Raw genomic sequence first — 17,576 nt, 5'->3', positions numbered from 1 at the left:
AAATCATCTGAAGATGATTGGGAAATTTGTACAGATCTGACTAGAAATTTGCCTCCTGGAGCCCCCCCTGCCTCCTGGAGCCCCCCCTGCCTCCCCTGCCTCCTCCGCCCCTGTGCCCCTCTACCTCCTCTGCCTCCTGGAGCCTCCCCTGCCTCCTGGAGCCCCCCCGTTAGATAGATATGACAAGGAAAACCGAGTAGCCCTATGAAAGCCGTTTTAATGACAGAAGCCGGCCCCGCCGATGTCCTGAAACTCGAAGAGGTTGCCGACCCGCAACTGCAAACGGAAACTCAGCTTTTGGTGCGACTGCACGCGGCCGGCATCAACCCCATCGACACGAAACTCCGCAGTCGGGGGACGTTTTATCCCGACCAGATGCCCGCCATTTTGGGCTGCGACGGGGCGGGGGTCGTGGAGGCGATCGGAGAAGAGGTCGAAAATTTTGCCGTCGGCGATGAGGTTTACTTCTTCGATGGCGGACTCGGGGAGGCGACCGGAAATTACGCCGAGTTGACGGTGGTGGACGAGAAGTTTGTCACCCACAAACCCACTTCATTCGGCTTTGCGGAGGCCGCGGCGGCGCCCCTGGTGTTGATTACGGCCTGGGAGTCGCTGTACGATCGCGGGCGGTTGCAGCCCGGACAGCAGGTGCTGATCCACGCCGGGGCGGGGGGTGTGGGTCATGTGGCGATCCAGTTGGCTAAATTGCAGGGGGCGGAGGTCGCCACCACGGTGGGCTCGCCCGAACACGCGGCGTTTGCGAAAGAATTGGGCGCCGACCTGACCATCAATTACAAAGAAGAAGATTTTGTGGAGGCGGTGCTGAATTGGACTCACGGCGAGGGGGTCGATTTGGCGTTCGATACGGTGGGGAAAGATACGTTTTTTCAGACGGTCTACGCCGTCCACAATTACGGCGATCTGGTGACGCTCTTGGAACCGGATTTGAGTTTGGGAAATCTGAAGGAAGCCCGGAAACGGAATCTGCGGATATCTCTGGAATTGATGTTGACTCCGGCCCTGCAAAATCGGGAGGACGATCGCCTCGATCAGACGAAAATCCTGCAACAATGTGCGCGGTTGATCGATGAAGGGAAGTTGAACGTTCACTTGAATCGAACCTTTCCCCTCGCCGAGGCGGCGGCGGCCCACGAGTTTTTGGAAGCCGGGGGAATGCAGGGGAAATTGGCGTTCGCGATCGTTGAAGAATAGGGCGATCGGCCGTTAAAATTGTCGGAGAATATACGCCAAAGCCGTACAAAATTCGGTATATTCTCCGTTATCCTTCAGTTCGGTAAATCCCGCAATTAATTTTTGTTTTTCTAATTCTTCTAATTCATCCAAACCTTCTGTAATTGCTTCGATCGCGCCCCGTCGCATCGCCCTGAGTTTGTCGATATTCAAACCGAGTTTCTCAATCGTTGTCTCGGCAGCTTCTTGTAATTTTGGATCGGAAGTCGGTCGGATTTCTCCCAATTCTGTATAGGTGAAATATCGTTCGCAGTTTTCTTCCAGAGGCGAAACCAGCAATTTGGGATCGTACCAGTCTTTTTTATAATGTCCGCAGTGAATCGGAAGCGGCGGGGGTTCCTCCCGTTCTCCCTGACAGGAAACCAACAGATTGTTGTAGTCAATCGCCAATTCTGGATAGTGCGTCCTGGGTTTCAAATGTTCGATATGACTGTCTTCGAGGAAAATCCGCCGCTGACAGTAACAGCAAATATATCCCTGTTCCCGCAACAAGCTGTCATGGAGTTGAGGTTTTTCCGGCGATCGCAAATCGTCCCAAGTCGGTTCCCAATCTTCATTCTCTTGGGATTTCCACTGCTGAAAACTGGCGGGCTCCCCTGATTTTTTAATGAATTTCATCGATTCAATATTTCTCGCCTCCGAATCGAGACATTGGCTTTGACTAACTCGGGTTCATCTTCCCCGATTTCCGCCGCAATTTCTTGCCGGAGTTCTTTGGCTTTCTCCAAATTACCGTCGTCGATTAATCGAAATAAATTTAGTAATTTTTCTTTGATTTCCAACGGACGGGCCGGAACTCCCATCAAATCTTCTAAAATCCGATTGCTATCTCGCCCGAATGAACTGTCCGGGTGCTTGACAATTGTGTTATCATCGACTTTTTCGAGAATATAAATACTGTTCGGCTGGACTTGACTGACGACTTGGGGGGAATGGGTGGTAATGATAAATTGACAGTTGGGAAACGTTTCAGTTAAAATCGGCAAAACTCGGCGTTGCCAGCCCGGATGCAAATGCTGTTCGATTTCATCAATTAAAACGACGGCACTTCCTTGGAGGGGATCGGATAGAGACGGTTGAGAAATAGCCAAGCGTCTCGCCAAATCTCCCGCCATTGCGAGCAAACTTTTTTCTCCATCCGACAGGCGATCGACGATTAATTCTCGATGATTTTTTCGGATCGTCATCCGCAATTGAGGTTTGCGTCGGACTCTCAATTCGTCAAATTCATCCCCTAAAATTGAATGAATGGCTTTGCGGACGGATTCGAGTTGGCGATCGCGATATTCACTGTCATCTATTCTATCTTCATTTTCCACATCTTCCAAAGCGCGAAACCACTTGAAAAAGTTCTCAAAACTGATTTGAATTCCGGTCAATGCTTGCTCATAAGCATCAACTTGGGTGGGTGTATAATTATCTTGAATTTCTAAAGAAATCTCCAAGACTCCCCGGTTGACCGGATAGTAAACGGCGAGGGGAATCGGGACTTCCGAATTATTTCTCAAAGAGTTGCGGATGCGATCGGCAGTTTTTTCTAAGTCGTTTCTCGTCTCTTCTTGTTGTTTTGATCGAGATCGTCTTCTTTCTGTATGAGGTTTGTAACCTTGTTCTAAATGCCAGGTGATACAATCATTATTTAGTCCAGTCGAAAAAACGATTTCACCGCCTGCTTTGTGGGATGCATCGTGATTGTCTTCGGGATAAAAATATAATCCTTCTGATAAATTTTTTTGAGTTCCTAAAGTTGTCGAAATGTATTTTTGATCTGGGTCGTATTGAATTCGGGCTAAGAACCAGGACAATAAAATTTTAATACATTCGAGAATGCTGGATTTTCCGACGCCGTTCACGCCGATGAAAACCGCCAGATTGCTGTCGTCAAACGTCAGCGTCAAGTCGCGAATTCCTCGGAATGCGGTAATTTTTAACTGCTTGACTCGCATCTGGCGATCCTCAACTAACAAGCTAGAAACTTCGGAACTACCGGAATGAAGTTCCAGCCGATCGCACCTGGGCGGAGTCGTTGGCCAGGTAAATGTGGCCGAGGGTTTGGCCGTTGTAGGTGCGTTTGGCGAACCGCCAACCGGGCTCCAAAAAGATTTTGTTGAAGCCGCCGGATAAACCGTAGGTGCGGCCGATGACGATGGGGGGGGCGTAGACGTCGGCCCGGGAGGTGGCGACCAAGAAAATCTCGCCATTCACTTCCTGAACGCTGAGGCTGTGAGAGAGGGCGAGATCTTCTCCGGCGATGCGGACGGAATAGCCGTTGCTGTCGGTGGCGCGGCCGCAGACGCCGGTAAAATCGAAGTTGACGAGGAGGGGATCGACCTCGACGGGGCGGGAGCCGCTTTCGCTCCAGCAGGGGCGGGTATCGGACACTTGTTCGACGATCACCAGGGAGTAACCGAAGGCGCGGGGAACTGCGATCGCGACAAATCGGTCTTGTTCGACTTCTTTTTGGCCGAATTGGACTGCGATCGCGCCGGGGACCGAGCTGAATGTGGAAACGGCGGCGGCCAAAGCGATGATGGCTTGTCGGAATGAGATCTTCATTATTAATCCTTACAGAGACTTCCGTTGCGATCCACCGGGTGGGCGGGGGGAGGAACCGGAGTCCTCAAAAATTTAGTGTACCAACTCCCGGCGGAGTCATTCTGCTTTCAACGTTTTTTGGCTGAAATACTGCAAACCCGTACTCCAGACCAAATACCCCCGTTCGTTTAGATGCAGGCCGTCGGTGCTGAGTTCCGGGCGCAGATTCCCGTATTTGTCCGTAAACAGCGGATGCAAATTCAGGAAATAGACACCTTCTTGTTCGGCGATCGCTTCGAGCTCTCGGTTCAATTTGCGAATTCGGCGGTTGGAAACTTCCAGGAGGCGATCGCGGCCCTCCCAACTGGCGTTTTTGCCGCTGTGGGGTAAAATCGACTGCACGACGATCTCGGTGTCGGGGTGGACCCAGCGCAGATCGCGGATGATTTCCCGAGCATTCGCCAATACCGTGGCGTCGTCGATCCCCCGCAACAGGTCATTGATGCCGATCATCACGAACACCGTCTCGGGCCGGGTGAGGTCGAAGACTTTCAGCCGTCGCAGCAAACCCGCCGACGTTTCCCCGGAAATGCCCTGGTTGAGCCACGCCCGGTCCGGGGGCAACAATTCCGGGGGAAACCACAAACTCAGGGAGTCCCCGGCCAAAATCGTCAGGCGATCGGGGGGGTTTTTGGCGGTGGCGAGGGCTTCCCGCTGCAACTGTTCCACCCAATCCTGATACGTCAATCGGTGGCGTCCCTCGACTTCGGAATCGTCGGTTTCGGGTTGCTCCTCAGTTTCCGGGGGTACGGTCTCTTCCGCCGGAGGGGCCGGGGCCGTTTCCGAGGCTCGGGCTTGGGAAGTCTCCGAAAAGGACTGTCCCCGCAGCAGCAGCAGGATGACGGTCAGAAAAAGTATCCCGTTGCTGGCCAAGGATAACAGTACCCAAGTTGGCGTATTTTTCAAGCGAATTAACACGGTCGTCCGATGCAACTGAGAAGGTAGTCCCTGTTATTCATGATAATCAGACTCGGGGGGAATTCATTGACAATTGATCGGGGTCAATTCTTGCCCACACCCGAATTGAGGGGGGACGGAGGCGAGAAAAGTCGGGGTGAGGGGCGATCGCGAATCTGAAGGACAAAAAAATCGCCCCCCACAGCATCCGGCGCGCGGGGAGACGATTTCAAATGAGAGGCGATCGGAAAATCGCGGGTCAGTAACTTCTGCTGATGCCACCCTCTCCGCTGGGGATGCCGGTTTCGCTGCCGCCGATGCTGGCTGGGCCGACTTCTTTGAGGAAACCGCTGTAGGCTTCCATGCCGTGTTCGGCGATGTCGAGACCTTCGTATTCCTGTTCGGGGTGAACTCGGATACCGACGGTCGCTTTGAGGGCTAACCAGAAAATGGTCGCCATCACGACGGTGAAGCCGCCGATGGAGAGGACGCCCAGGATTTGGGTGAAGAAGTTGGCAGTGCCGAAGATGCCGACGGCCAGGGTTCCCCAGACACCGCAGACCAAGTGGACGGAGGTGGCACCGACCGGGTCGTCGATTTTGATGCGATCGAAGAAGGAGACGGAGAAGACCACGATCACGCCGGCGATCGCCCCGATGATGAACGCACCCCAGAAGCTCACGTCGTCGCAACCGGCGGTGATGCCCACCAAACCGGCTAGAATGCCGTTGATGATCATGGACAGGTCCGGCTTGCCGTCTTTGACCCAGGAGGTGATGGTGGCGGTCACGCCGCCGGCGGAGGCCGCCAGGTTTGTGGTCAGGGCGATGTAGGGGACGGCGGTATCTGCAGCCAGTTGGGAACCGGGGTTGAAGCCGAACCAGCCGATCCACAGGATCAGGCATCCCAGGGTGGCGATGCTCATGTTGTGGCCGGGAATTGCCCTAGGTTCGCCTTCCGGGCCGTATTTGCCCATGCGGGGTCCGAGGAATGCCGCGCCCATGAGGGCGGCCCATCCGCCGACGGAGTGGACGACGCTCGATCCGGCGAAATCGTGGAAACCCAAACCGCCGAGCCAGCCGTTCCCCGACCAGACCCAGTGGCCGGTGATCGGGTAGGCAATGCCCACCAGCAACACGCTAAACAAGAGGAAGGCGATAAATTCGATCCGCTCCGCCACCGCCCCGGAGACGATGGTGGCGGCGGTGGCCGCGAAGGCGACTTGGAACAGGAAGAACACTTCCTTGGGCAGTCCGGCCGGGAAGGGGTCGAGCCCGTAGACACTCGAATCTCCGGAAAGGAAGAAACCGCCCCCACCGATGTAGGGGTTCTCGCCGCCGAACATGATGGAGAATCCGAAGGCCCAGTAGATCAAGGTCGCGATCGCGAAGACGATCAGGTTTTTTGACAAAATGTTGACCGCATTTTTGTGGCGGCAAAATCCGGTTTCCAACATCCCGAAACCGGCGTTCATGAAGATCACCAGAACGCTGGCGATCACGATCCAAATCGTGTTGAGAACCCCCTGGACGTATTCGGGTGTGAGGGGTTCTCCCTCTTCTTGAGCCACCGCCGCCAAACTCCACGCCACGATAATTAAGGCGGTCAGTGGAATGCAGGCGAGCAGGCTCGGAGACAGAAATTTCGGCCGTTTCCAAGGGAAACGATTCAATGAAGACCGAGGCGCAGATCCGCCCACCTCAGCAAATTGCCGATCACTTCTGGTCCTCGACTTTTGGCGTTTAAACATTTGCTCTAAGTTGTGAACTTGACATTAACGTGTGAGAGGCATCAAACGGAAAATGGGAGCCGTATTTTCGGGCAGATGCTCAACTGTTCTCCCAGTTTTGGGGTTGATTAACAGCAGTTCAATTTTGCTCGGGAATATGAAGTTCCCAAATTAACGCATCCATACTGCACTCAGTCAAGCCCAGACGGGCAACTTCATCATTTCACGATAAAAACTACAGATAAAGTACCGCCAGCGTCAAGGGACTTCGTTTTTTCTTTAGAGATGCCGAGCCAAAACTTGAAGCTATCAATTTTGTATATTTTATCGGTCTGATTTCTGTATCAGAGAATACAGCGGAGGAGCTGAGGACGTGGAAGGAGCGGAGGGAGAGGAGGGAGAGGAGGGAGCTCCTGGAGCGGGTGGAACATCCGCACCGCTTGGGAATCAATTCCCTTTTCTGATAGCCAAAATCATATTCAGATGATTGGGGAATTTGTACGGATCTGACGATCAATTTGCCTCCGGTCGCCTCCGGTCGCCTCCGGTCGCCTCCGTGCCCCCCTACTCTCCCATTCTTTCGAGATACTCCTGAACTCCGATCTGTTCGAGGCGTTGTTGTTTTTCGAGGACGGATTCCGTCAACTCCCGGCGGTAGGTTTGCACCCGTTCGAGGAGTTCGGGGCGGTGGGAGGCCAAAATTTGCACGGCGAGGAGTCCGGCGTTTTTGGCGTTGCCGATCGCCACGGTGGCCACGGGAATCCCCCCCGGCATCTGGACGATGGAGTGGAGGGAATCGACGCCCTGGAGGTGGCGGGTGGGGACGGGGACGCCGATCACGGGCAGGGGGGTGAGGGCGGCGACCATCCCGGGCAGGTGGGCGGCTCCCCCGGCCCCGGCGATAATGACGTTCAGACCCCGTTGGTGGGCGGTTTTGGCGTATTCCACCATCCGCTCCGGCGTGCGGTGGGCCGAGACGATCGCCACCTCGTGGGGGATCTCGAACTCTTGACAGACGGCGATCGCTGCTGACATGGTGGGTAAATCGGAATCGCTCCCCATGATGATGCCAATTTGGGGCGACGTCGGGTTGGGAGGGTTGGGTGTCGAGTTCAAAGCCAAAATCCTACAAAAATGATCGACAGTACGGAGCAACTTTGTGCCCCCATCGATTTTATCAACGCCCGGGTTCCGGGCTACTCGGGGTTGCAGACCATTCGGATTCGCGGGGGCCGGGTGGAGGCGATCGCCCCAGACCTCGATGCCTCCGCGACGGCTACGGACCTGGGGGGCGACCGGATTTCCCTCGGGGCGATCGACGTGCAAATTAACGGGGCCCTGGGGTTGGCGTTCCCGGAGTTGACCCCCAAGGATACGGACGTCTTGCAGGCCATCTGCGAATATTTGTGGAAGCAGGGCATCGACGGGTTTCTGCCGACGATCGTGACCACCGCCCCGGAGAAATTTCGCCGATCGCTCGAAACCCTGTCCCGATTTCACCCCGACCCCTTCACCCCGGCGGCGGACATCCTCGGCGCCCACCTGGAGGGGCCGTTTCTCAATCCCCAAAAGCGCGGCGCCCACCCGGAAAATTATTTGTTGCCCCCGACGGCGGACAACCTGCAACGGATTTTGGGAGATCACGCCCCCCAGGTCAAGGTGATCACCCTGGCACCGGAACTCGACGGAGCCCATTCCCTGATCCCCGAGTTGCGGAATTTGGGAATGGTCGTCAGTCTCGGCCACTCCCAAGCCACCGCAGCCGAGGCGCGAAGGGCTTTTGACCTGGGGGCGACGATGGTGACGCACGCCTTCAACGCTATGCCCCCCCTGCACCACCGGGAACCGGGCCTGCTGGGGGCGGCGTTGTCGAATCCCGGGGTCTACTGCGGGACGATCGCCGACGGAGAACACGTCTGCCCCGCCATGCTGGATTTGCTGCTGCGGGGGGCGCGGGGGGAAGTTTTTGTGGTTAGTGACGCTTTGGCACCGCTGGGCCTGCCGGACGGGGTTTATCCCTGGGACGATCGCGAAATGACCGTCTCCCGGGGGACGGCCCGGTTGGCGGACGGCACCCTGGCCGGGACGACCGTTTCGGTACTGGCGGGGGCGGCAAATTTGGCGAAGTGGGGGTTGTGCGACCCGGAACGGGCGATCGCCCTGGCGACGGAGGTGCCCCGGCGGGCGATCGGGCTCTCGGGGGCGATCGTCGGCCAACCCGCGACGCGACTGCTGCGGTGGACGGTGCAGGGGCCGTCCCTGACCTGGCGCCGGCTTTCGGAACCGCCGCTTCCCGGAGCCGAATCGGGGAGTTTCTCGACCGTTTAAGATAAATAGGGAATCAATCGAAATGCCCGATCGCGAGGTCGGGAGACTGTCACTGTCGAATTTTCGGATCGAACATTATGGGTGAAGCCAAACGTCGGAAAGAAGCGCTCGGAGAACAATACGGAAAGGAAGAGTACATTCTTCCTTGGATACCGATCACCAAAAGCCAGAGCGAACAGTTCATGCAACTGACGACCCGGGGGGCTTGGATCGGGATCGGCTTTTTGGTGGTGTTTTGGTTGACCATTCGGATTGTCGGCCCCGCTTTCGGGTGGTGGACTGTGGAATGATTTGACGGTGGGGGCGGGGAAACTCGCCCCGGAACCCTCGGATATCCCTCGCCGGAGCAACTGATAGAAACATTGAGTTTTGTAAATATTAGTGATCTTTATGATAGAGACTCATCTCATGAGTGGGAAACCTCGATCTATCCGAGTGTTTATTGTCCGAAGCATCGACATTCAAGGGTTGGAGAGAATGGGCGCGGATGCCCCGTGGCAAGAGTCTGGGTCGATGGTCTGCCCAATTGCCCGGGAATGTTCGCTAGGATGATGATGATTTGGGTTAGTAACGGCTATACTGTGCCAACATCTAGACACCCGATCTGAGGATTGTGTTAAATTCTTAAAATAATCTGAAGATGGTGGTGACAGGAGGAAAATTATGTTTATCAGACTTGCAGAGCAACACCGAAGATTCGTTCAGGACTTGGTGATGAACCTCCAAGCCCTGGCGGTCGTACTGGAGAGGCGGGGATATCTCGCGTCTTGCTACACCTGCGGGGGGCAGATGAACAGCGCCTCATTTATGGTGAGTTTGGGCGAGAATCACCTGATCCGGTTCCTGGTGTCGGACTACGGGATCACCTGGACGGAGATGCGGGACGATCGCGAACTGATGAAGTTGGAAGGTGCCGAGGCGATCGCGCAATTGCAGGAACTCGCCAACCTGGTGAAATACGACATCCAACCCCCTGTCACCTTGCCCAAAGTGGTGCAGCGGGCCTGAGTCGCCCCCCAGACCGGCCCAAAGCTCCCACCGCCCACCCATTTTGTACCCTTCGGGTGCTAATCTGGATAATAGAGAGCATGGTGTTCATGATCTTTGGCAATCCCAGGCTGCTGCTCCTTCCCGCCGGAAAAGTGGCATTTGGGGTCAATTATTGTGGAAGTTTATGACAGAACTGGAAGCCCGGTGGCAACACCTGTATGTTGAAACTAATCAAATTCACCTTCATTCCGTGACCCAAGGAGAAGGTGAGTTAGTTGTTTTATTGCACGGTTTTCCGGAATTTTGGTACGCCTGGCGCTATCAAATTCCCGCCCTTTCCCGCTATTTTAAAGTGGTCGTCCCCGACCTGCGGGGTTACAACGACTCCGACAAGCCGGAAGGCGGTTACGACCTCGACACCCTCAGCGAGGACATCCGGGGCCTGATCCGGCGGTTGGGATATGCCAAGGCGCACATCGTTGGCCACGACTGGGGCGGCACGATCGCCTGGAATTTGGCCCAGAAGTTCCCGGAATGCATCGATCGCCTCGCCATTTTGAACGCACCCCCCCCGCACCGCTTCGTCCAGGAACTGATGAGCAATTTGGATCAGATCCGTCGCAGTTGGTTCGTCTTCGCTTTCCAAGTTCCCGGCGTCCCGGAATGGCTGATTCAAAATAATCTCAAAGATTTTGTCCGGGGATTCCTGCGGGAACACGCCGTCCGCAAGGGGGCTTTCAGCGCCGAAGAGACGGACATTTATCAAGCCGCCCTGGAGAAACCGGGGGTGTTGCGATCGGCGATGAACTACTACCGCCAACTGTTGCAGCCCCAGGAATTGATTTCCGGCTGGATGCGTCCGGCCCCCATCGACGTCCCCACCCTGGTGCTGTGGGGCCGGGAAGATTCCTTCCTCAGCCACAAACTGGTGGACGGCCTCGATCGCCTGATCGCAGCCCCCTTCAAACTCCGCCTCGTCTCGGACTGTGGCCACTGGATACAGCAGGAAGTTCCCCAACTGGTGAATCGGGAACTGCTGACGTTTTTGAGAAGCTGAATCTTTTCGGCTTGTCCGGTTCCCCCCGATCTCCCCCCTTTCTCCCCCCTTTCAAAGGGGGGCTGGGGGGGATGGGGGTTGGGGGGGATGGGGGTTAGGGGGGCTTGAGATTTACTCCTCTTCGGTTTCGGCACTCCCGTTCACTTCCTCCGATTCCGCCTCTTCCACTTGGCCGACGGAGTTGGCGGAAACTACCGCACCTCCGGCTAGGGCGGTCATCACTTGCTCCTGTAACTTTTTGGCGAAGTCGGGGTTTTCTTCCATGTAGGCAAGGGTGCGATCGCGTCCCTGACCGATGTTGTCGCCGTTGTAGCTGTACCAGGACCCCTTGCGCTTGAGCACGCCCATCTCTTCGGCCAGGTCGAGCAGACAGCCGAGGGTGGAGATTCCCTGTCCGAAAACGATGTCAAATTCGGCGATTCGGAACGGCGGGGCGACCTTGTTCTTGGCGACTTTGACTTTGGCCCGAATTCCGTACTCGTCCGAACCCTTTTTGAGGGTCTGGGTGCGGCGGATGTCCAATCGCACCGAAGCGTAGAATTTCAGGGCATTTCCGCCGGTGGTGGTTTCCGGGTTGCCGTAGACGATGCCGATCTTTTGGCGCAACTGGTTCAGGAAAATCACGGTGCAGCCGGATTTGCCGATGTTTCCGGTAATTTTCCGCAACGCCTGACTCATCAACCGCGCCTGCAGTCCCATGTGGGAGTCTCCCATGTCCCCCTCGATTTCGGCCCGGGGCACCAGGGCGGCTACGGAGTCCACGACGACGATATCGACGGCGACGGACCGCACCAGTTGATCGACGACTTCCAGGGCCATCTCCCCCGTGTCCGGCTGGGACACCAGCAGGTTTTCGATATCGACTCCCACGGCCGCGGCGTAGGTGGGATCGAGGGCGTGTTCGGCATCGACGAAGGCCGCTATTCCTCCCGCCTTCTGAATTTCGGCGATCGCGTGCAGGGCCAGGGTGGTTTTACCCGAACTTTCCGGACCGTAGATTTCGATCACCCGGCCTTTGGGCAGACCGCCGCCGAGGGCCAAGTCCAGGGTCAGGGCTCCGCTGGAGATGGTTTCCACTTTCATGCGGGTGGAGTCGCCGAGGCGGACGATGGCTCCCTTGCCAAAACTCCGTTCGATTTGGTTGAGGACTGATTTTAAGGCTTTTTGCTTTTCGGAATTCTCGGTTTTTGTTGCCATTCGTTTTGAATCCTGGTGAGAGTACAGAGTGGGGGAGGGTGACGGCTGAAAATTGCTATATCTGGATATATTAGCAGTTCATCTCGCCGGATTTGTCGGGGTTGCGGGTTGAGAGATGTCGGATTGATTTCATGTTCGCGATCGCCGTCTATTTTCACTCGATGGCGGGGGACAGACCTCCCCGATTATAAACAAGGATTGATGTTTTCGTCAAGGGCGGGGGAGCCGGGGGGATTCGCGATCGCCCCGACCTTCCATTCTAGCGGGGAGGTCGGGAAAAGAGCGGTGCGATCGTTCGGTGGAGAAAAAAAATCGATACAATAACATTGATTATCCTCAATTCAATCTTCCCCAAATGCCTTCCCCCGTCGGACACGCGATCGCCGGATTAGCCGGATTTTTTTTGATTCGACCTCACTTCAAAAAACGGCAAAAATTGCCCCTGTTGGGATGGGCGGTTTTCGTCGCCAACAGCCCCGATTTGGATATGATACCGGGCTTGATTTTTGCGGGCGATCCCGCCATGTTTCACCGCCAAGCCACCCACAGCATCACCGCCGCGATCGTCGTCGTTCTTTTGACAGTCATCGGATTGAGACTGAATAAAATTTGCGATCGTAAAACTTGGGTAGTTTGGATAGCGTTCCTATATTTTAGCCATATTTTCCTCGATCTGCTCGTCACCGACACAATTCCCCCCGCCGGCGTTCAAGCCCTGTGGCCGTTCACCTCGGACTATTTTATCTCGCCGGTGACAATTTTTGCCGGCTTCGATTACAACAACCCAAATTTGAGTTTTTTGCGGACTATTTTTAGTTGGAATAATTTTTTCACCGTCCTGCGAGAAATTGCCATCCTCGCACCTGTTGCTTATCTCTGCAAGCGTGAATTGTAGTGGCAACCGGAGACGGTTGCCACTACCGATTTTCTATCCGATGTCTTCCCCACACCCCACACCCCGATTCGATGAAACTGAGAACAAATTTAAATTTGTAAAGAATTGATAATTTTTGTGACAGCAAAATTGCCGATTGTTGACAGTTGTTGATGGGGTGCAATTTCCGAAAAAATTACAGTAGAATACAAAAGACAGCCTCTCAGGGCAACACAGGTCAATTACGCGAGACATCGGTATGCAATATTACTTCACCGGCTTTATCGTCCTCTTCTTCTTAGTGTGCTACGGCTACAGTTACATGATCGTCAAGTTGGCGAAGCAACGCGGCGACCAATTTCTCCTGTACGGGATGCTGGGCGGCTTGTTCGGGTTCATGGCATTTTGTGCGGCGGCGGTTCCCTTCCTGCATTGGGTATTTGATTGATTTTTGGAGGGAAATTGGTGAGGCTGGCTGCGGTCGCACCGGGCTAACTTCGCTATCGGAGAATAATCAATCAGGGTTCGATAGAAATGCAAGTAATTTCAGTTTACCACAACAAAGGCGGTGTGGGCAAAACCACGATCGCCGTCAACTTGGCGGCATCCCTGCGAAAGGGGGGTAAAAAAGTGCTGCTGATCGATCTGGACTCCCAGGCAAACTCGACATTTGCCACGGGTTTGATGAAGTTTTTATTTGTCGAAGACGACGATTTGCGGGACAACAATGTTTATCACGTTTTGGAGTCCGGCGACTACAATTTTATCTCTGATATTGCCCGAAAATCTGACGGATTCAACCAGCCAGAAATTGACGTGATTCCCTCCCATATAAACCTGATCGAAGGGCAGTATAAGTTAAATCAAATTGGGGCCAGCAAAACTCGCCTCGTCACCAAACTGAAGCGGGTCGAAGGGGAATATGATATCGTCATCATCGATACGCCACCGTCGAGGGATATTTACGCGGAAATTGCCCTGATTGCTGCCGATGCCTTGCTGATTCCATCTGACTTGAAACCCTTTGCAAATCAGGGGTTGCAAATCGTCCTCGAATTTATCAGCCAAATCAATGAGTTTCGGGAACTGATCGGGAAGGGAGAATTGCAGCTTTTGGGGGTTGTCCCCTCGAAAATTTCGACCAATGCCCGATTTTTGAAATACGCATTCCCGAAACAAAAAGATGCGATCGTCAGTCGATATGACTTGCCATTGACGGAGAGTATTATTTTTGAACGGGCGGTCTTATCCCAATGCACCAGCAACACGATTCCGATGGGGGACTTGGAGATTCCCGAACCCAAATCCGTGCTGGAATTTTCCCCCGATTCTCAATCGGTCGGAGAATTTGAAGGTTTGACGGAAGAGATTTTAGAAAAAATGGGTAGGATGCAATGATTTCATTTTCTTTAGTTGACGTTAAAAACATCCATTCAAATGTTCCCAGATCCGAATTTGATGAATCGGAGTTGGATCGAATTGCTGATGCGATTTTAGAATGTGGGGGAATTGTAAAACCTCCGATTCTTAAACTGCAAGATTTGGACAAATACGAAGTGATTTCGGGACACTTGGAATATTATGCTGCCGTCCGAGTCAAAGAAAAAGATCCCCGGAAAGGGGAAATGGTGAATGCGTTCGTGATCGCGGCAAAACGAGAAGCGAACGTATTGGAACAAGTGCGATTATTAAAACGCATGGGGGGCGATCGCACGCCGGCAACGACACCCCCAACGACCGCTTCCGACGAGGGAGAAAGATTGACTAATCTAGAAATTCGACTCGAACGATCTATCAATCAAATCAACCGAGATCTGAAAACCTATCAAGAGGAAACCGACCGGCGAATCAAGGGTTTGGAGTCCCGACAAAAAGAGGCAGTCAATCCCCTCGATTTACTCAATCGTCTGAGTCCGGAGGATCTGTGTGTCCGCCTGAAGCGATCGCACATTTCTGGTTCGGAAAAATTGGCGAAAGCCATCGTCGATGCCAGGACAAAAAAGGGTCAATTTGAAGATTATCAAGACGCGATCGCAAAGGTCAAGGGTTTAGCCGAAAAAACGATGATTAGAATGATCGATTCTTGGTCGAGATCAATGACATGAAATTCCAATTTAAACCCTACTCTCGACCCTTCAAGCAACCTTTGAAAACCCATCACGGACTTTGGGACGTGCGGGAAGGAATGATTATCCAATTGACCGGGGAGGATGGTAAAATGGGACGGGGTGAAATTTCACCCCTGAGTTGGTTCGGTTCCGAAACCTTGTCGGATGTTCGGAAGTTTTGCGAAAGCCTCCCTTTTGAAATCACCGAAAATATTATTTTTTCCATTCCTTCAAACCTCCCCGCCTGCCAGTTTGGCTTCGAGTCCGCCTGGGAGGATTTGCGGGGAAATGGTCGCGAAGTCTCCCACCTAAAAAATAGCGGACTGCTGCCGGCGGGGAAAGCTGCCTTATCGGCTTGGCGGGAGTTGGTGGCGGCGGGATATCAAACTTTAAAGTGGAAAATCGGGGTCGATCGCATTGAACACGAATTAAATTTATTTGAAGAATTAGTCGGCGAGATGGCGACGACCGAAGGGTTATTTCTGCGACTCGACGCGAACGGCGGGTTGACAGTTTCGGAAGCCGATCGCTGGCTGCAAGTTTGTGATAAAATTTCTGACCAGATTCCGAATTTGACCGTCGAGTTTTTGGAACAACCCCTGCCGGTTGACGAATTCGACGGGATGTTGGAATTGAGCGATCGCCATTCCACTCCCCTGGCGTTGGATGAATCCGTCGCCACCCTCCCCCAGATGCGGGACTGTTATCGAAACGGATGGCGGGGAATTTTCGTCATCAAACCGGCGATCGCGGGTTCTCCCCGACAGTTGCGAAACTTCTGTCAAACCTACGCCATCGACGCGGTATTTTCCTCCGTATTTGAAACGGAAATCGGACGCCAGGCGGCATTGCAATTGGCGGCGGAATTATCGAGGAGCGATCGGGCCGTGGGGTTCGGTGTCGGACATTGGTTTTCGTCGGATTAAAAGGTTCATTTTTAAGCTACAGATACTGATGAGATGAACGATCAAGCATCTACCTATTTAGAACGGCTAAAAATTCCGTTATCCAATCATTGGCTGATCGCCAAGAGTGGCGATCGCTTCCAATCGATCGCCGACCGCCGCCTGACCGAATTTAAAGACTATCATCACCGGACGGGAACCCCCGCCAATATTCTCCTCGCCGAACCCGAACCCGTGGCATTTCTCGCCACTTTTATCGCCGCAGTCATTTCCGAATCTCCGGTTATTTTGGGGAATCCAAATTGGGCGATCGCGGAATGGCAACAAGTCTTAAACCGCATCAAACCCGATCTGAAATTTGGCAATATTCCCGATATTTTAGATACAAATAACAGCCGATCACATCTTCCCCCATCCTCCATTTTAATTCCCACCGGCGGAACCTCTGGAACCGTGAAATTTGCCGTCCACACCTGGGAAACCCTCGCCGCCTCCGCCGACGGATTTCGGCAGTATTTCGAGCGATCGCAAATCGACTCATTTTGTGTGTTACCCTTATTTCATGTCGGCGGTTTGATGCAATTCGTGCGATCGCTGACAAGTGACGGACGGTTCGTTCTTTTTCCTTGGCGATCGCTGGCGGATGGAAACTATCCCGATCTCGATATTTCCGATTTCTTTATCTCCCTGGTTCCCACCCAACTCCACCGCCTTTTGCAACATCCAAAAACCGCCAATTGGCTATCAAAATTTGCAACCGTTTTGTTGGGTGGAAGTCCCCCCTGGCCGGAATTGCTGAATCAAACGCGATCGCATCAAATCCGACTCTCTCCCACCTACGGAATGACCGAAACCGCCTCGGGAGTCGTCACCCTCAAACCCGAAGAATTTCTCGCCGGCAACAATACCACGGGTCGAACTCTTCCCCACGCCAAAGTTATCATATTAGATGATAGCGAAAAGCCATTAAAATCCCATCAAAATGGCAGAATTTCCATTCAATCTAAATCCTTAACCCGGGGTTACGATACGGACATCGACACCGAACAAATCACCCAATTAATAACCGACGATTTGGGATATTTCGACGATCGCGGATATTTAACTATCGTCGGACGGCGGGGAGATACAATTATCACGGGAGGCGAAAACGTATTTCCCGCCGAAGTGGAAGCCGCGATTTTGGCGACGGGACTGGTGGCGGACGTTTGCGTGGCGGGAAAACGCGATCGCGACTGGGGAGAAGTCGTGACGGCGGTTTACGTTCCCCAAAACCGGGCGGTATCCGTGGAAATGTTAAAAAATGCGATCGGCGATCGCCTCAGCCGTTACAAACACCCCAAACAGTGGATTGCCCTCAAACAGTTGCCCCGCAACGATCGCGGCAAAATTAACCGAAAATTGTTGATGGAACAAATCGTAACTTGCCAATCGCAAAAAATTGAGCCAAACTGAAATTAAGGCAATGTTCAAGTCCGTGAGATACACGGATTAACTTCCAGTCCCCGTTAAAGTCAAAGCGAAGCATCCTCTGGCTCCCCCTTATCTCCCTCCTTACTCCCCCCTTACTCCCCCCAATTCTCCCCCCAATTCTCCCCCCTTTCAAAGGGGGGCTGGGGGGGATGGGGGCTGGGGGGGATGGGGG

The 17,576-nt window shown here is 53.8% G+C and carries 18 protein-coding genes; 11 read left to right on the top strand and 7 right to left on the bottom strand.

From position 1 onward, the window contains the following. Positions 1–204 precede the first annotated feature (204 nt). Positions 205–1,212 carry a zinc-dependent alcohol dehydrogenase family protein gene (locus tag AC0QHF_RS05585; RefSeq protein ID WP_324703201.1) on the top strand — a complete coding sequence of 336 codons (1,008 nt, stop codon included), beginning with the start codon at positions 205–207 and terminating at the stop codon, positions 1,210–1,212. A 12-nt stretch (positions 1,213–1,224) separates the two neighbouring features. Here the strand turns inward: AC0QHF_RS05585 and AC0QHF_RS05580 are convergent, their stop codons facing one another. The 6 genes from AC0QHF_RS05580 to purE form a co-directional block, all read right to left on the bottom strand. Continuing rightward, entirely contained in the window at positions 1,225–1,869 is a 645-nt protein-coding gene (locus AC0QHF_RS05580; RefSeq protein ID WP_324703200.1) for a retron system putative HNH endonuclease, read from the bottom strand. Next, positions 1,866–3,197 (bottom strand): AAA family ATPase, encoded by a 1,332-nt coding sequence (locus tag AC0QHF_RS05575; protein WP_324703199.1) that lies wholly within the window; start codon positions 3,195–3,197, stop codon positions 1,866–1,868. Before AC0QHF_RS05575 ends, AC0QHF_RS05580 begins: the two co-directional genes overlap by 4 nt. Positions 3,198–3,234: 37 nt before the next feature. Then, positions 3,235–3,807, bottom strand: coding sequence for a DUF3747 domain-containing protein (locus AC0QHF_RS05570; RefSeq protein ID WP_324703198.1), 573 nt, complete (start codon positions 3,805–3,807; stop codon positions 3,235–3,237). Between the two features lie 96 nt (positions 3,808–3,903). Beyond that, positions 3,904–4,764: an SGNH/GDSL hydrolase family protein gene (locus AC0QHF_RS05565; RefSeq protein ID WP_324703197.1), complete on the bottom strand. Its 861-nt coding sequence runs from the start codon at positions 4,762–4,764 to the stop codon at positions 3,904–3,906. A gap of 238 nt (positions 4,765–5,002) precedes the next feature. Continuing rightward, complete coding sequence (locus tag AC0QHF_RS05560) at positions 5,003–6,493, bottom strand: ammonium transporter (protein WP_324703196.1); 1,491 nt, start codon at positions 6,491–6,493, stop codon at positions 5,003–5,005. A gap of 543 nt (positions 6,494–7,036) precedes the next feature. Beyond that, positions 7,037–7,588 (bottom strand): 5-(carboxyamino)imidazole ribonucleotide mutase, encoded by a 552-nt coding sequence (purE, locus tag AC0QHF_RS05555; RefSeq protein WP_324703195.1) that lies wholly within the window; start codon positions 7,586–7,588, stop codon positions 7,037–7,039. Between the two features lie 18 nt (positions 7,589–7,606). Here purE and nagA point away from each other — a divergent pair, with 18 nt between their 5' ends. The 4 genes from nagA to AC0QHF_RS05535 all read left to right on the top strand — a co-directional run bounded on the left by nagA (position 7,607) and on the right by AC0QHF_RS05535 (position 10,847). Then, positions 7,607–8,800, top strand: a complete 1,194-nt coding sequence (gene nagA, locus AC0QHF_RS05550; protein ID WP_324703194.1) for an N-acetylglucosamine-6-phosphate deacetylase — start codon at positions 7,607–7,609, stop codon at positions 8,798–8,800. 77 nt (positions 8,801–8,877) lie between these two features. Further along, positions 8,878–9,090, top strand: coding sequence for a DUF2839 domain-containing protein (locus AC0QHF_RS05545; protein ID WP_324703193.1), 213 nt, complete (start codon positions 8,878–8,880; stop codon positions 9,088–9,090). Positions 9,091–9,463: 373 nt separating this feature from the next. Continuing rightward, positions 9,464–9,808: a DUF1815 family protein gene (locus tag AC0QHF_RS05540; protein ID WP_324703192.1), complete on the top strand. Its 345-nt coding sequence runs from the start codon at positions 9,464–9,466 to the stop codon at positions 9,806–9,808. Between the two features lie 166 nt (positions 9,809–9,974). Beyond that, entirely contained in the window at positions 9,975–10,847 is an 873-nt protein-coding gene (locus tag AC0QHF_RS05535; protein ID WP_324703191.1) for an alpha/beta fold hydrolase, read from the top strand. Positions 10,848–10,958: 111 nt separating this feature from the next. Here AC0QHF_RS05535 and recA read toward each other — a convergent pair whose 3' ends face one another. Continuing rightward, positions 10,959–12,044, bottom strand: a complete 1,086-nt coding sequence (recA, locus tag AC0QHF_RS05530; RefSeq protein ID WP_324703190.1) for a recombinase RecA — start codon at positions 12,042–12,044, stop codon at positions 10,959–10,961. 355 nt (positions 12,045–12,399) lie between these two features. Between recA and AC0QHF_RS05525 the strand changes: the two genes are divergently transcribed. The 6 genes from AC0QHF_RS05525 to AC0QHF_RS05500 all read left to right on the top strand — a co-directional run bounded on the left by AC0QHF_RS05525 (position 12,400) and on the right by AC0QHF_RS05500 (position 17,386). Then, entirely contained in the window at positions 12,400–12,939 is a 540-nt protein-coding gene (locus AC0QHF_RS05525) for a metal-dependent hydrolase (protein WP_324703189.1), read from the top strand. Between the two features lie 238 nt (positions 12,940–13,177). Continuing rightward, positions 13,178–13,366, top strand: a complete 189-nt coding sequence (locus tag AC0QHF_RS05520; protein ID WP_324703188.1) for a hypothetical protein — start codon at positions 13,178–13,180, stop codon at positions 13,364–13,366. Positions 13,367–13,452: 86 nt separating this feature from the next. After that, positions 13,453–14,316: a ParA family protein gene (locus AC0QHF_RS05515; RefSeq protein WP_324703187.1), complete on the top strand. Its 864-nt coding sequence runs from the start codon at positions 13,453–13,455 to the stop codon at positions 14,314–14,316. Between the two features lie 71 nt (positions 14,317–14,387). Further along, entirely contained in the window at positions 14,388–15,023 is a 636-nt protein-coding gene (locus AC0QHF_RS05510; protein ID WP_324703186.1) for a hypothetical protein, read from the top strand. Further along, positions 15,020–15,952 carry an o-succinylbenzoate synthase gene (locus tag AC0QHF_RS05505; RefSeq protein ID WP_324703185.1) on the top strand — a complete coding sequence of 311 codons (933 nt, stop codon included), beginning with the start codon at positions 15,020–15,022 and terminating at the stop codon, positions 15,950–15,952. Before AC0QHF_RS05510 ends, AC0QHF_RS05505 begins: the two co-directional genes overlap by 4 nt. Positions 15,953–15,985: 33 nt before the next feature. Next, complete coding sequence (locus AC0QHF_RS05500) at positions 15,986–17,386, top strand: 2-succinylbenzoate--CoA ligase (protein ID WP_324703184.1); 1,401 nt, start codon at positions 15,986–15,988, stop codon at positions 17,384–17,386. Positions 17,387–17,576: the final 190 nt, after the last annotated feature.

The organism is Lyngbya sp. CCY1209 (assembly GCF_055795065.1).
This window is presented reverse-complemented; position numbering and strand designations above follow the sequence as displayed.

Coding starts and splice junctions, on each gene's coding strand:
- AC0QHF_RS05545 (WP_324703193.1), top strand. CDS start 8,878: ATGGGTGAAGCCAAACGTCGGAAAGAAGCGCTCGGAGAACAATACGGA.
- AC0QHF_RS05535 (WP_324703191.1), top strand. CDS start 9,975: ATGACAGAACTGGAAGCCCGGTGGCAACACCTGTATGTTGAAACTAAT.
- nagA (WP_324703194.1), top strand. CDS start 7,607: ATGATCGACAGTACGGAGCAACTTTGTGCCCCCATCGATTTTATCAAC.
- AC0QHF_RS05500 (WP_324703184.1), top strand. CDS start 15,986: ATGAACGATCAAGCATCTACCTATTTAGAACGGCTAAAAATTCCGTTA.
- AC0QHF_RS05560 (WP_324703196.1), bottom strand. CDS start 6,493: ATGTTTAAACGCCAAAAGTCGAGGACCAGAAGTGATCGGCAATTTGCT.
- AC0QHF_RS05580 (WP_324703200.1), bottom strand. CDS start 1,869: ATGAAATTCATTAAAAAATCAGGGGAGCCCGCCAGTTTTCAGCAGTGG.
- AC0QHF_RS05575 (WP_324703199.1), bottom strand. CDS start 3,197: ATGCGAGTCAAGCAGTTAAAAATTACCGCATTCCGAGGAATTCGCGAC.
- AC0QHF_RS05515 (WP_324703187.1), top strand. CDS start 13,453: ATGCAAGTAATTTCAGTTTACCACAACAAAGGCGGTGTGGGCAAAACC.
- AC0QHF_RS05520 (WP_324703188.1), top strand. CDS start 13,178: ATGCAATATTACTTCACCGGCTTTATCGTCCTCTTCTTCTTAGTGTGC.
- AC0QHF_RS05505 (WP_324703185.1), top strand. CDS start 15,020: ATGAAATTCCAATTTAAACCCTACTCTCGACCCTTCAAGCAACCTTTG.
- AC0QHF_RS05540 (WP_324703192.1), top strand. CDS start 9,464: ATGTTTATCAGACTTGCAGAGCAACACCGAAGATTCGTTCAGGACTTG.
- AC0QHF_RS05570 (WP_324703198.1), bottom strand. CDS start 3,807: ATGAAGATCTCATTCCGACAAGCCATCATCGCTTTGGCCGCCGCCGTT.
- AC0QHF_RS05585 (WP_324703201.1), top strand. CDS start 205: ATGAAAGCCGTTTTAATGACAGAAGCCGGCCCCGCCGATGTCCTGAAA.
- AC0QHF_RS05525 (WP_324703189.1), top strand. CDS start 12,400: ATGCCTTCCCCCGTCGGACACGCGATCGCCGGATTAGCCGGATTTTTT.
- recA (WP_324703190.1), bottom strand. CDS start 12,044: ATGGCAACAAAAACCGAGAATTCCGAAAAGCAAAAAGCCTTAAAATCA.